Genomic DNA, 14,007 nt, shown 5'->3' on the forward strand with positions numbered 1-14,007 from the left:
CCGCCCGCCGCGTCCCAGGAGACCCGGCGGGCGGGCCCGGTCCGGTTTCACCGGCTCACTGCAGTCCCTGCCGGGAGCCGTCCTCGGCAGGCAGGCAACCGTCCTCGTCCGAGGGCCCGTCCACATAGCTGGAGTCCAGCCGGTACAGGCCCGCACGCTGCACGGTCAGCCGTGTCCAGGGGCCGTCCGGCCGTACGCAGGCTCCGGCGGCCCGCAGCCACGGCGAGTACCGGACGCGGACGGTCACGGTCCCGGGCCCCGGCACCCTCAGCACCACGGCCGCCTCGCCCGCCCGCACCACTTGCGCGGGCGCAGAGACGAGCGGCTCGGCGTCCCGGACGCGGTAGATCCTCCAGTACGCGTCGTGCCACACGGGCTCCAGCCAGTCCTGCCCGGAGGTGACGAGGGCCGCCTCGTGCTCGGCGGGGCCGTCGGGTGTCCCGTCGGGCACGACGACATAGCCGACGGCCCAGTGGCGCAGCCAGGCGTGGTAGCGCGGGGCGTCGAGCGCGCTCTCGTAGAACAGCCGCCCCCGCTCGACGTCCAACTGCCGGTTCCAGCCCCGCATCAGCTGCGCGTGCGGCGCGAAGAGGGTGGCCTCGCGGTGGTTGCGGGCAGGCACCACCTCGACCCGGTCGCGATCCGCGTCGAGCCGGTCGAGCTCGGCGAGCACCCCGGCGGTGTGCGTGGCCCAGGCCGGCACGGAGGTGGTGACCCGCAGGTCGTTGGCCGTCGTCGTGGTGGTCCAGGCGACCGACGCGGTGAGTGCGAGGGCGACCGGGGCGGCCCAGCGCGGGGAGGTCCGCCACCAGGAGGTCTGCCGCGCGGAGGCTCCCCGTCCGAAGGCACCCAGTCCGAAGGCCCGCCGTACGAAGGTCTTCCGCGTGAAGGCCCTCCGCAGGGCGGGCAGTGCGTCGCGCGACCCGGCCGCGCCCCGCAGGCACGCGAGCAGCACCGCGGGGGCGAAGAGCGCCGCGAGCCGTTCCACGTTGGTGCCGATGGGCGAGGGGACAAGACAGGTCAGTACGACTCCGACGGCGTACACGGCAGCCCCGCCCCGCAGCACCCGCCACGTCCGGGGAGCCGCCCACAGCACGGCGCCGGACAGCAGCAGGGGCAGCACCATGCGGACCGCGGGCATGGGCTGCTCGCCCTGGAAGGGGAACAGAAGTGCCGTCGACGCGCAGACGACGACGGGCGGCACGGAGAGGGCGAGGCACTTGGCGTACCGCCGGTCGAGCAGATACCCGGCACCGGCCACCAGCAGGAAGAGCCCGGCCACCGGACTGGCCAGGGTGGCCAGCAGCGCTCCCAGGGCGCCCGCGGTCAGCCGGTCCCGCCGCGCCGGACGGCCCGCCACGGCCAGCAGGCCGGCGAGTCCGAAGGCCAGCCCGAGGGCGAACGTGGTGCGCCCCGAGGCGACGTTGGCCCACAGCCCGAGAGCGCCGAGCAGCGCGGGCCACAGCGGCACCCTGGCGACGGTCCGCTCCAGCAGCGAGCCCAGCAGCCAGGTGGCGGCCAGCCCGGCCAGGACGGAGGCGGTCCGCACGCCCAGCATCGCCATCAACGGCGGGGACAGCACGCTGTAGTTGGCGGTGTGCGTGCCGCCGTACCAGAACAGTCCGTACACCGAGTCCGGGTTCCGGGCGAAGAAACCGGCCCAGGCGTACTGGGCCGCGAGATCGCCGCCGCCGGTCGCGAGAAGCGTTGCCCACACCCCGTACAGCGGGAGGACGGCGAGGACCGCGAGCACCGGGACGCGGCCCGCCCACAGCCGAAGCGGCCGGTACACGGACTTCCGGGGGACGTCGAGGACGGCGTCGGGTCCGGAGGGTGCCGGGGCGACCACGGAGAACGGCTGTACGCGCATGAAGACTGTTCCTGGGGCAGAGCGGGCGGGGCGGAAGGGACTGCTGGGGAGGTAGATGCGATTCCCTCCGTCGACGTTCATTTGACGTTCATTCTTCGATGTCCACGGAGAGCGCGAAGGATCAGCCCTACCAGGCCACACCTCCTGACCCCGGACGGCCCGGTAGGGCGCACACCGGAAACCGCCCGCCCGGTCCAGCGCCCGGTCCAACGAAACTCGGCCGTGGCCGTCACTTTGATCGATTGATCGCTACGATGGGGCCATCGTGCGAAACTCGATCGTGCGAACCGCCGCGTGGTGGTGGCCGGGCGGCGCGGCCGATGTGGGCGGGAGCGGTGGGGGACATGCGGGAGTCGGCGCGGACACGGCAGGACCGGATCGCGGAGACGGTGCGGGACCGGGGTGTCGCGCGCATCACCGATCTCGCCGACGAACTCGGCGTCTCCGTGGTCACGGTGCGCCGGGACGTCGAGGACCTGGCCCGGCGCGGGGAGGTGCGCCGCGGGCACGGGGTGGCGCGCTCACTGCGGCCGGTGCCCGAGGAGGCCCCCGTCGGCGGTGACGCGGTCGCCATGGTCGTACCGGAGAGCAACACGTATCTCACCGAGGCCGTGCAGGGCGCGCGGGAGGCCGCCGCCAAGGCCGGTCTGCGGCTGGCGCTGCACATCACCGCGGGTGACGGCGGGTCGGAGCGCGAGGCGGTGCGCCAGGCGGTGGACGCCGGCGCGCGCGGCCTGCTGCTGTCGCCGCACTGGCGCACCCGGGCGGAGGCCGAGGCGGACCACTCGTGGCTGGCCGCCCTGGACGTCCCCGCGGTGCTGGTGGAGCGGCGCCCCGCCCGGGCCGGCGGGATCTACTCGCTGGACTGTGTGCGTACGGACCACGCGTACGGCGTGCATCTGGCGCTCGGGCACCTGGTCGGTCTCGGACACCGGCGGATCGTGCTGGCGGCGCGCGACGACAGCCCCACCGCACGGGTCATCCGCGCCGAGTTCGCCGAACAGACCGCCGCCCGGGGGCTCGCGGAGGGATGCCCCACGATTCTCAGTTCGAGCACCGCCGGTCCCGATCCGCGCGTCGCCGACCCACGGGAGTCCGACCTGGTCGAGGCGGTCGGGAGGAGCGGCGCGACGGCGGTGCTGATCCACAGCGACATGGACGCGCTGATGCTGGTGCAACGCCTGCTTGCGGCGGGAATCGACGTGCCGGGACGCTGTTCGGTGGTCGCCTACAACGACGTGGTCGCCGACATGGGACCGGTCTCGCTGACGGCCGTCGCCCCGCCCAAGACGGAGCTCGGCCGGACCGGGGTCGAACTGCTGCTGCGACGGCTCGACACGGCGGGCGGCGGGCTGCGGCCCGGGGCCACCCGGCACGTGGAGCTGCTGCCGGGCCTGGTGATAAGGGAGTCCACGGCCGCGCCGGCGGTCTGACCCTGTCAAAAGTTGCTCGGCGCTCCGGATTGTTCGTTTGACCGCTTTAGTTTCTTCTGTTCGATGTATTGACGCCTTTTTCGTCTGCCGCTGAGGATGCCCATGACCCAGCAACGACGCGGGAGGGCCCATGCCTGGTCAACGCCCAGCAGTCAGACGCTCAGGTGCGGCCGTGACGGCACTGCTCACGATCTTCGCCATGCTGCTGGTGGCGGGCTGCTCCGGCGGCGGGAAGGGCGACAGCGCCGGAGACGGTCCGGTGCACATCACCTTCTGGTCGGCGCTGCGCGGCAGCCAGGAGGTCGTGGACGAGTACAACCGCACCCACACCAAAATCAAGGTCGACTTCGAGCAGGTCCCCTCCGGCGACCAGGGCGGCTGGGCCAAGCTCAGCAACGCCGCACGGGCGGGCAACGCCCCCGACGTCGCCACCATCGAGTATCCCCAGCTGCCCAGTTACGCCATCGACGGTGTGCCCCGCGACATCACCGACATGCTGCCCGACTCGGTGCGCCGCAAGATCATCCCGCAGGCGATGGACCTGACCACCTTCGAGGGGCGCACCTACGCCCTGCCGGTCGACATCGAACCGATGGTCTTCCTCTACCGCAAGGACCTGTTCACCAAGTACGACATCCCCGTCCCCAGGACCTGGGCGGAGTTCCAGAGTTCGGCCCGCAAGCTGAAGAAGGCCGAGCCCGACTCCCGTATCGCCTCTCTCTTCACCACCGGAGGCACGCTCGCCATGGCCGGCCTCGCCTGGCAGGCCGGCGCCCAGTGGTACGACACCTCCGACAAGTCCTGGACCGTCTCCATGGACGACGCCCCCACCCGCAAGGTCGCCGCGTACTGGCAGCGCCTGGTCGACGACGACCTGGTGCGGGTCGAGCCCTCGTCCAGCCAGCAGTGGCGGGCGCATCTGCAGAGCGGTGAGACGGCCGGCTGGCTGGCGGGCGCCTGGGCGGCGGGCTCGATGATGGCCTCCACCCCGGGCGGCAAGGGCAAATGGGCCATCGCGCCCTCCCCGCAGTGGGACCCGGAGAAGCCGTCACTGGGCACCCAGGGCGGCTCGACCTTCATGGTCACCAAGGACAGCACGCACCCCGAGGAAGCCCTGGAGTTCATCACCTGGATGGTCACCAGCCCGGACGCGCTGCGCGCCAAGCTCTCCAGCGGGGTCAGCAGCGCGTATCCGACCGTGACCGACCTGGTTCCGGTCGCCCGCAAGGAGATGGACACCAGCTACTACGGCGGCCAGGACATCTTCGGCCTCTTCCAGAGAGAGGCCGAGCTGATCTCCACCCGATGGAAGTGGGGGCCGCGCATGGTCTCGACGATCAGCTCCGGCGACGACGGGCTCGCGCGGGCCGGTGTCGGCAGCGGAACCATCCTGGAGGCCCTCCGGGAGGCACAGAGCAAGACCCTGCCCGACCTGAAGAGCCTCGGCCTGTCCGTCACCACCCGCTGACCGGCAGCCGTGCCACACCACACCGCCGCACACCACGCCGCCGCACACCACCCCTCCAGAGCCGCACATCAGGTTGGATCCGAGGTGCATCCGTGAGCACAGTGACGACTCCCAGAAAACGGGCGGGGACCACACCGCCACCGGCGGACCCCGTCCGCACCCGCAGAGCCGGACGCCGACAGCAGAGGTTCGCCTACGTCACGCTCCTCGCCCCGTTCACGGCACTGCTCGTCGCCGTGTTCCTCGTCCCCGTCGGCTACGCGATCTACCTCAGCTTCTTCTCCGAGGACCACGACGGCCTCGGCTTCGGCGGCGGTCGCACCATCTTCACCGGGCTGCGCAGCTACCTCGCCGTGCTGCAGGACCCGAGCTTCGTCTCCGGCTTCGGCTCCATCGCCCTCTACTGCGTGATCTTCGTCCCGCTCGTCGTCGCCGGCTCACTGGGGCTCGCCCTGCTGCTCGACTCCGGCCTGATCCGGCTGCGGCGCACCGCGCAGATGCTGCTCTACCTGCCGCACGCCGTGCCCGGCATCATCGCGGCGGTCATCTGGCTGTACCTCTACACACCGGGGCTCAGCCCGGTCGTCAAGCTCTTCGCCGAGGCCGACATCACCATCGACTTCCTGGGCCTGCACACCGTGCTCCCGTCGATCGTCAACATCGCCCTGTGGAGCGGCCTCGGCTACAACATGGTGATCTTCTACGCCGCCCTCCAGGCGCTGCCGCGCGAGGTGCTGGAAGCGGCCAGGATCGACGGGGCGGGAGGCGTGCGCACCGCGTTCCAGGTCAAGGTCCCCATCATCAGGGGGTCCGTCCTGATGGTGTGCATGTTCTCCCTCATCGCCGCGCTGCAGCTGTTCACCGAGCCCATGCTGATGAACCAGGCGACGCCGATGGTCAACTCCCGCTTCACACCGAACATGTACATCTACGACGCGGCCTTCCGCCGCAACAACTACGGACTCGCCTCCGCGGCCTCCGTCATCCTCCTCGTCGTCACCTGCGCCCTGTCGTTCGCCGTGACGCGCTGGGCAGGCCGCCGCGAACGGAGCGCGAAATGACCACGACGACTCCCATCACCCCGACGACCCCCACGACCCCGCCCGGCGGGTCACCCACCAGGCCACTCGGCCGCCCCTTCGGCAGGTCCGGACTCACCAGTCGCGGTGTCGCCAACGCCGTAGTCCTGATAGCCGCCCTCTACACGATGATGCCCGCCCTGTGGCTGCTGTTCGCGTCCACCAAGAACGCCGACGCCCTCTTCGGCAGCGACATCTTCTCCCTCGGCGACTTCTCCCTCTCCCGCAACCTCTCCGACCTCTTCGCCATGGACGGCGGCCTCTACGGCGAGTGGTACCTCAACAGCCTGCTGTACGCGGTCGGCGGCGCCCTGGTCGGCTCCCTCATCAGCGTCTCCGCCGGATACGCCTTCGACAAGTACGAGTTCCGGCACAAGGAGAAGCTGTTCGGCCTCGTCCTCACGGGCGTCATGGTCCCGCAGACCGTCCTCGCCCTCCCGCTCTATCTGGTGGCCTCCGAGATCGGCCTGGTCAACACCTTCTGGGCGGTCTTCGTCCCCGTCCTCTTCAACCCCTTCGGTGTCTACCTCGCCCGCCTGCTCAGCAGCGGCTACGTACCCAACGAGGTACTGGAGGCCTCCCGCGTGGACGGCGCCGGCGAACTGCAGACGTACGTACGCGTCAGTCTGCGCATGCTCGGCCCCGGGTTCGTCACCGTCTTCCTGTTCCAGCTCACCGCCATCTGGAACAACTTCTTCCTGCCGATGGTGATGCTCTCCGACCAGCACCTGTATCCGCTGAGCCTCGGGCTCTACACCTGGAACAGCTCCGCCACCGTCTCGCCCGAGTACTACCCGCTCGTCGTCATCGGCTCGCTGCTCGCCGTCGTGCCGCTGATCGTCGCGTTCGTCACGCTGCAGCGTTACTGGAAGTCCGGCCTGACCGCCGGAAGCGTCAAGTGATGTGCCGTCATGTGATGTTTCGTCAAGTGACGTGTCGTCAGGTGTTGTGCAAGAAGCCACAGTTGACTCGTAGGAGCGCCAAGTGACTCACGCCGACCTCCGGCCCCGTCCCCGCCCGCGTGCCGTGCTCGCCATGGCGCGGAGGACCGCGGATCAGGTCCTCGACCCGGATGTACGGGCCCGGCTGGCCGCCCTCACCGACATCGACCCGCACCTCGTACTGGACGATCTCACCACCCCCGCCGCCCACCACGCGCTCGCCGACGCCGAGTTGCTCGTCACCGGCTGGGGCTGCCCGCCCATCGACGCGGCGGTACTCGACGCCGCGCCCCGGCTGCGCGCGGTCGTGCACACCGCCGGGACCGTACGCCACCACATCACCGCCGCCTGTTGGGAGCGCGGCCTCACCGTGTCCTCTGCCGCCGCGGCCAACGCTGTACCGGTCGCCGAGTACACCCTCGCCATGATCCTGCTCGCCAACAAACGCGTCCTCGACACCGCCCGTACCTACCGCACCGAACGCCGCCGTATCGACTGGAACGCACGGCACCCCGACGCGGGCAACTACCGCCGGACCGTGGGCATCCTGAGCGCCTCGGTCATCGGACGCCGCGTCATCGACCTGCTCCGCCCGCACGACCTGAACGTGCTGCTCCACGACCCCTTCGTCACGGACACCGAGGCACGCGATCTCGGGGCGGAGCCGGTCTCCCTGCCCGATCTGTTCACGGTCAGCGACATCCTCAGCGTGCACACACCGCTGCTGCCCGAGACCCGCGGCCTGGTCAGCCGCGAACTCCTGGGCCGGCTCCGCACGGGCACCACGCTGATCAACACCGCGCGCGGCGCGGTCATCGACCAGACCGCTCTCACCAGTGAGGTGGTGTCCGGGCGGATCAACGCGGTCCTCGACGTCACCGAGCCGGAGGTACTGCCCGCCGACTCACCGCTGTGGGACTGCCCGAACGTCCTCATCACCCCGCACATCGCCGGCTCGAAGGGCGGCGAACTGCGCCGCCTCGCCGACCTGGCACTGGCCGAGATCGAGTCGTACGCCCTCGGCCGCCCCTTCGCCCACGCCGTCCGGCCCGAACACTTGGCGCGCCTCGCCTGACCTCCTTTGCCTGACCCGCCTCACCCGCCTGCCCATCGCAGCCGCTTTCGGAAGCCACCAGAACGGAACGGACCTTCGGAAACCGTCGGAACGAACAGGAGACGTGGCCCTTCCATGCCCCAACACCCCCTCCCCGCAGCCCCCGAGGAAGACCGCACCCTCAGCCCGCACACCGGCTACACCCGCGCCCACTGGGAAGCCACCGGCGACCGGCTGCTGGCCGCCGCCCTCCGCTATGCCACGCCCGGCCACGCCCTGATCGACCTGCCCGGCCCGCCCTCGCGGTCGGGGGTGCGCTCCGACGGTCTCGAAGGGTTCGCCCGTACGTTCCTGCTCGCCGCGTTCCGCACCTCCGGGGCGTCCGGCAAGGACCCGCACGGCTTCCTGGAGCGCTACACCGCCGGCCTCGCGCGCGGCACCCGCACCCCCGGCCGCGACGACGCCGAGTCCTGGCCGGAGATCGGCCACCACGGCATCCAGGGGCAGCCCATGGTGGAGTCGGCCTCCGTGGCGCTGGCCCTGCGGCTCACCGCGCCCTGGACCTGGGACACCCTCCCGGCCGACGACCAGGACCGCGTCGAGCAGTGGCTGCGCGGCGCGCTGCGGCACACGCCCGCGCCCAACAACTGGTACCTCTTCCCGCTGACCGTGGCCGGGTTCCTGGAGTCCGTGGGGCGGGGCGACGCCGAGACACGCGGGGCGATCGACCGCGCGCTCGGCCTGCTCGACGGCTGGTACCAGGGCCAGGGCTGGTACTCCGACGGCGACGGCCGCTCCTTCGACCACTACAACGGCTGGGCCCTCCACTTCTATCCGCTGCTCCACGCCCACCTCACCGGGGACCGGGAGCTGCTCGACCGACTCGGCCCGCGGCTGCGGGAGTTCCTGGACGGGTTCGCGCTGCTCTTCGATGCGAACGGCGCGCCGATTCACCACGGGCGCTCGCTGACCTACCGCTTCGCGGCCGTCACCGCCGTGGCGCTCGGCGCGCTCACCGGTGAGACACCGCTCGACCCGGGCGTCAGCCGCCGCATCCTCAGCGGGGGGCTGCGGCACTTCCTCGACCGGGGCGTGCCGACCGCGGACGGGCTGCTCGGACTTGGCTGGTACGGGCCGCACGAGGCCACTCTCCAGCGGTACTCCGGGCCCGGGTCCCCGTACTGGGCCTCCAAGGGGTTCCTGTCGTTGTTGATCCCGGCCGAGGATCCGGTGTGGACGGCCACGGAGGAGCGGGCGCCGGTGGAGGGGGCCGACCGTGTGCTCGCCCTTCCCGCGCCCGGGCTGCTCATCCAGACGACGGGCGGGGACGGGCTGTCGCGCCTGCACAACCACGGCAGCTACAAGCTCGACTCGCGGGAGCCGGAGCGGGCGCCGGGAGATCCGTTGTACGCCCGGTTCGCGTACTCCACCCGTACCGGTCCGACCAGCGCGGCCAACGCTGCCGACAATCATGTCGCGCTGTCGGCCCGTGGACTGCGGAGTGCCCGTGTACGCATTCATCCGCTGGGTGCCGGGCGTGACTGGCTTGCCTCGTGGCATCGGCCGGTGTTCCCCGAGGGCGGCCCCGTGCTTCCGTCGGCGCGGATCGAGAGTCTGACGCTGGCCCGCGGTCGGCTCGAACTGCGAGTTCATCGCATGGTGGGTGTGCCGGTGGGGACGCCCGTCCATCACAGCGGGTGGGCTGTTGCGGTGCCGCCGGGGACCGTTCCCGAGGTCCAACAGGGTTCGGAGGTACGGCTCGATGGGCCGGAGGTGACGAGTCAGCTGGTCGGGCTGTACGGGTGGGACGACCAGTGTGTGGTGCGGGCGCCGCAGGGGACGGCGTACGGGCCTTGGGCTCTTCTGCCCGAACTCACCGGAGTTGTTGGGGCGGGGGAGGAGGGGACGGTGTTCGTTGCGCTGGCGTCGCTGACCGGGGAAGTGGGCGCGGCGCCGATTGGCGGGCAGGTCGGTGTTGAGGTGAGCGGGCTTGCTGTCGCTGTTCGCTGGGGCGATGGGGTGCGTACGGTCGTGGACCTCGGTGTTGGTGGTGCGGGTGGTGCGGGTGGCCCCTCGGTCACCGAGGAGTTGGGGTGAACCGGGTGGCGCCGCGGCTGGGGCTGTGTTCCGTCACTCTGCGGCACCTTGATGTGGGCGGGGTTCTCGCGGCGGCGGTCGAGGCGGAGCTTGAGTGTGTGGAGTGGGGTGCCGACGTCCATGTGCCGGCGGGTGACGAGGCCGCGGCCGTGCGGGTTCGCGGGGCCACCGAGGAGGCTGGGCTCGCGGTGGCCTCGTACGGCTCGTACTACCGCGCCGGGCGTACCGACCCTGCGGAGTTCGACGGGGTTCTTCGGTCCGCCGTGCTGCTCGGGGCGCCACGTATTCGGATCTGGGCGGGGGCGAAGGGGACGGAGGAGGCTTCGGCGGAGGAGCGGGCGGCGGTTGTCGCGGACACTCGGCGTGCGGCGGAGCTTGCGGCCGATGTGGGGGTGTATCTCGCCTACGAGTTCCATCGCAACACGCTGACCGATGGGGCGGATCGTGTTCTGCGGTTGCTGGAGGAGGTGGGGCGGCCTGACGTTCTTACGTACTGGCAGCCGCCGCTCGATGTGGACGACTCGGATGCGCTTGTCGGGCTCGACTCGGTGATTGACGGTGTTGCCGCCGTGCATGCGTTCTCTTGGTGGCCGGGGACTACTCGGCGTCCGCTCTCCGCGCGGGGCGGGTTGTGGGGTGGGGTGTTTGCTCGGTTGCGGGCGGGGGGTGGGGGTGGGGCGATGGATGTTCTGTTGGAGTTCGTGCCGGGGGATGACGAGGGGGTGCTTGCGCGGGAGGCTCGGGTGCTTCGGGGGTTGGGGGAGTAGGTGGGGGTTCGTTTTCGGCTGCGGGTGGGGTGGGGCCTGGTTGCGCAGTTCCCCGCGCCCCTAAAAGACTGCGCAGTTCCCCGCGCCCCTGGGTGGGTGGGGGTTGCGGCACGCCTTCTGGGTGCGGGGCCGCGTCGGAATGTCCGCCCGCAGCGGAAGACACAAGCCGAGTTTGCCCCGGTGGCCGCCTCCCCGTGTCCTCGTAAGCTGCGGCCACACATCCCGCCACGTCCCCGCCGGCCGTCCCCCGTCACGGGCGCGGGGTACGACCGGAGGCCACGTGACGGACGGGCCTCGGGCCTTTAGGGGCGCGGGGAACTGCGCGGGCAACTCAGACCGACCCGCACATGGTGAACGGGCCTCGGGTCTTCAGGGGCGCGGGGAACTGCGCGAGCAACTCAGGCCGACCCGCACGTGGTGAACGGACCTCGGCCATGGGTCTTTAGGGGCGCGGGGAACTGCGCGCCCAGCTCAAACTGAGCCGCACCGGACAGAAACCCCGGACAGAAACCCCGGACAGAAACCCCGGACAGAAACCCCGGGCGGAGCCCCGCGTGGTGGCTGGGTCGGTTGGGAAGGGAAGGCTGAGGCGTCCGACCGCAGAAGACGGGGGTAGGGAATGGACATCGAAGAGATCCGCCGGGAAACCCCGGGCACCGCGAACCGCGTTCACCTGAACAACGCGGGCGCCGCGCTCCTCTCGCGGAGGACCCTTCGGACCATGACGGCCCATCTGGAGCTGGAAGCCGCCATCGGCGGATACGAGGCCGCGGACCGGGAACGGGCCCGGATCGACGCCACGTACGCCAACATCGCCCGCCTCGTCGGCGGCCGACCCGACGAGGTCGCGCTGTTCGACAACTCCACGCACGCCTGGAACGCCGCATTCTACTCCATGACGTTCGCGCCGGGCGACCGCATCCTCACCGGCCGGGCGGAGTACGGCAGCAACGTCCTCGCCTATCTGCAGATCGCCCGGCGCACCGGCGCCGAGGTCGTCGTCGTTCCCAATGACGAGTCCGGGCAGCTCGACACCGCGGCCCTGGCGGAGCTGATCGACGACCGGACCAGGCTGGTCGGTGTCAGCCATGTCCCCACCAGCGGCGGCCTGGTCAACCCCGCGGCCGAGATCGGTCGCGTCTGCCGGGCCGCGGGTGTGCCCTTCCTGCTCGATGCCACCCAGTCGGTCGGCCAGTTCCCGGTCGATGTCGCCGAGCTCGGATGCGACATGCTCACCGCCACGGGCAGGAAGTTCCTGCGCGGCCCCCGCGGTACGGGATTTCTGTGGGTGCGCCGGGAAGCACTGGACCACCTGGAGCCGTACGTCAGTGAGATCGCCTCGGCCACCTGGGACGGGAAGCGGGGTTTCACCTGGCGCGACGGTGCCCGGCGCTTCGAGACCTGGGAGGTGAGCTACGCCAACGCCCTCGGTCTGAGCGCCGCCGTCGAGCAGGCTCTGGAGATCGGTATGGAGGGCATCGGCCGGCGTGCCGTCGGGCTCGGGGAGCTGTTGCGCGACCGGCTGGACGCCCTGCCCGGTGTCACGACGTACGACCTCGGTCTGCAGCGGTGCGCGATCGTCACCGCGAAGGTCGACGGCGTGTCCACCGAGGACGTTGCCGCCGCTCTTCGCGGGCGCGGTGTCAATGTCACCACCACCGTGGCGGCGCACACCCAGTTCGACACCGAGGACCGAGGTGTCCATCCGCTGGTGCGGCTGTCGCCGCACTACTACAACACCGAGGCCGAACTCGACTCCGCCGTCGAGGTGTTCGCCGAGTTGGCGGCACGCCCCAGGTAGCGGTAGGTGAAGAGGGAGCCGGCGGCCAGGAGGGCGGTGGCTATGACCAGGGTCGTGTTGTAGCCGTTGTCGAAGGCTGAGGTGGCGGCGTCCAGCAGGGGGCGCCCCTGTTCGGCGGGCAGGTGGTCGGCGGTGGCGCGGGCCTCGTCCAGGCTGTCGGCCGCGGTGTCGGGGGCACCTGCGGGCAGGGTGACGGTGCCGGTGTAGACCGCCGTCAGCACGCTGCCGAGGACGGCGACACCGGTGAGACTGCCCAGTTCGTACGAGACCTCCTCCACCGAGGAGGCCATACCGGCGCGGTGGGGCGGGGCGCCGCCGATGATCGCGGCGGAGGCGGCGGTCATCGTGGTGCCCAGACCCGCCCCGGCCAGGATCAGACCGGGGACGACCCAGCCGGAGCTCTGCGCGGAGTCGAGGAGGGGCACCGCGCCGGGGGTGAGCAGGAGGGTGAGCAGGATGCCCAGCGCGCTCGTGGCGAGGCCGCCGCCGATCAGTGTGCGCACGCTGATGCGGTGCACCAGGCCGCCGACCACGACCCCGGCCACCAGGGCGCCCAGCGCGCACGCGGCCACGAGCAGGCCCGCGCCGAGCGGGGTGTGGCCGATGACCAGTTGGAGGCGCTGGGCCAGTACGAGCTGGATGCCCGCCGTGGCGAACATCGCGAGGGCGGCGCCCAGCACGCCGACGAGCAGGGGCCGGTTGCGGAAGAGCGCGAAGTCGATCAGTGGGTAGGTCTGGGTGCGCTGGCGGCGCAGGAAGGCCCGGAAGCCGAGGAAGGACACCAGGAGTGCCCCGACTATGTGCAGGGGTGCGGGATCGGGCCTGGTGGTCTCCTTGATCGCGTAGACCAGGCCGACGAGGCCGACCATGACGTACACGGAGGCGACCGGGTCCCAGGGCCGGTCCGCGCGGCCGGATCCGCCCGGCGCGAGGAACACCGCCGCGACCAGGGCCAGCAGGACGACGGGCACGTTGACCAGGAACACCGAACCCCACCAGAAGTGCTCCAGCAGGAAGCCGCCGAGGACCGGTCCGAGTGCGGTGCCGACCACCGACGTCGTGCCCCAGATGCCGATCGCCACCCCGCGTTCCCGCTCGTCCTCGAAGGTGATCCGGATCAGCGCCAGTGTCGAGGGCATCATCGTCGCCGCGCCCACCGCCAGGAAGGCGCGCGCGGTGATCAGCATCCCGGGGGAGGACGCGAAGGCGGCCATCGTCGACGCCGCGCCGAAGACGACCAGGCCGGCCAGGAAGAGCCGCTTGTGTCCCACCCGGTCGCCCAGCGTGCCGGTGCCCAGCAGCAGGCCGGCCGACACCAGCGGATAGGCGTTGATGATCCAGAGCTTCTGCGAGGCGTCGGCGTGCAGGTCGTTGGTCAGGGTGGGCAGGGCGGTGTAGAGCACCGTCATGTCCACCGATATCAGCAACAGCCCCGCCGAGACGGTCAACAGGACCCACCAACGTCGTGCCTTGTTCATCCCGTACCTCGGATCTGCT

10 protein-coding genes are annotated in these 14,007 nt (G+C 71.1%); 8 read left to right on the top strand and 2 right to left on the bottom strand.

Features of this window, described 5'->3' with window-relative positions; all coding sequences use genetic code 11:
• Positions 1-55: 55 nt before the first annotated feature.
• Positions 56-1,870, bottom strand: a complete 1,815-nt coding sequence (locus ACN20J_RS37295) for a hypothetical protein (protein WP_419667594.1) — start codon at positions 1,868-1,870, stop codon at positions 56-58.
• 344 nt (positions 1,871-2,214) lie between these two features.
• Here ACN20J_RS37295 and ACN20J_RS37300 point away from each other — a divergent pair, with 344 nt between their 5' ends.
• From ACN20J_RS37300 to ACN20J_RS37335, 8 genes are all read left to right on the top strand, one after another.
• Complete coding sequence (locus ACN20J_RS37300) at positions 2,215-3,303, top strand: LacI family DNA-binding transcriptional regulator (protein WP_419667595.1); 1,089 nt, start codon at positions 2,215-2,217, stop codon at positions 3,301-3,303.
• A 130-nt stretch (positions 3,304-3,433) separates the two neighbouring features.
• Entirely contained in the window at positions 3,434-4,771 is a 1,338-nt protein-coding gene (locus ACN20J_RS37305) for an ABC transporter substrate-binding protein (RefSeq protein WP_419667596.1), read from the top strand.
• Between the two features lie 92 nt (positions 4,772-4,863).
• A complete protein-coding gene (locus tag ACN20J_RS37310; protein ID WP_189841226.1) occupies positions 4,864-5,832 on the top strand; it encodes a carbohydrate ABC transporter permease in 969 nt (322 codons plus the stop codon).
• Positions 5,829-6,752 (top strand): carbohydrate ABC transporter permease, encoded by a 924-nt coding sequence (locus ACN20J_RS37315; RefSeq protein ID WP_362297212.1) that lies wholly within the window; start codon positions 5,829-5,831, stop codon positions 6,750-6,752. The genes ACN20J_RS37310 and ACN20J_RS37315 overlap by 4 nt, the downstream gene beginning before the upstream one ends.
• A 133-nt stretch (positions 6,753-6,885) precedes the next feature.
• Positions 6,886-7,866 (top strand): hydroxyacid dehydrogenase, encoded by a 981-nt coding sequence (locus tag ACN20J_RS37320; RefSeq protein ID WP_419669022.1) that lies wholly within the window; start codon positions 6,886-6,888, stop codon positions 7,864-7,866.
• A 114-nt stretch (positions 7,867-7,980) separates the two neighbouring features.
• Positions 7,981-9,942 (top strand): DUF2264 domain-containing protein, encoded by a 1,962-nt coding sequence (locus ACN20J_RS37325; RefSeq protein WP_419667597.1) that lies wholly within the window; start codon positions 7,981-7,983, stop codon positions 9,940-9,942.
• On the top strand, positions 9,939-10,709 hold the full coding sequence (locus tag ACN20J_RS37330; RefSeq protein ID WP_419667598.1) for a sugar phosphate isomerase/epimerase family protein: 771 nt from the start codon (positions 9,939-9,941) through the stop codon (positions 10,707-10,709). Before ACN20J_RS37325 ends, ACN20J_RS37330 begins: the two co-directional genes overlap by 4 nt.
• Before the next feature lie 619 nt (positions 10,710-11,328).
• Positions 11,329-12,510 carry an aminotransferase class V-fold PLP-dependent enzyme gene (locus tag ACN20J_RS37335; RefSeq protein WP_419667599.1) on the top strand — a complete coding sequence of 394 codons (1,182 nt, stop codon included), beginning with the start codon at positions 11,329-11,331 and terminating at the stop codon, positions 12,508-12,510.
• Here the strand turns inward: ACN20J_RS37335 and ACN20J_RS37340 are convergent.
• Positions 12,441-13,988, bottom strand: coding sequence for an MFS transporter (locus ACN20J_RS37340; RefSeq protein WP_419667600.1), 1,548 nt, complete (start codon positions 13,986-13,988; stop codon positions 12,441-12,443). The two genes, ACN20J_RS37335 and ACN20J_RS37340, sit on opposite strands and share 70 nt — an antisense overlap.
• Positions 13,989-14,007 lie beyond the last annotated feature (19 nt).

This window comes from Streptomyces sp. 2-1 (assembly GCF_048564895.1).
GTDB lineage: Bacteria > Actinomycetota > Actinomycetes > Streptomycetales > Streptomycetaceae > Streptomyces > Streptomyces phaeochromogenes.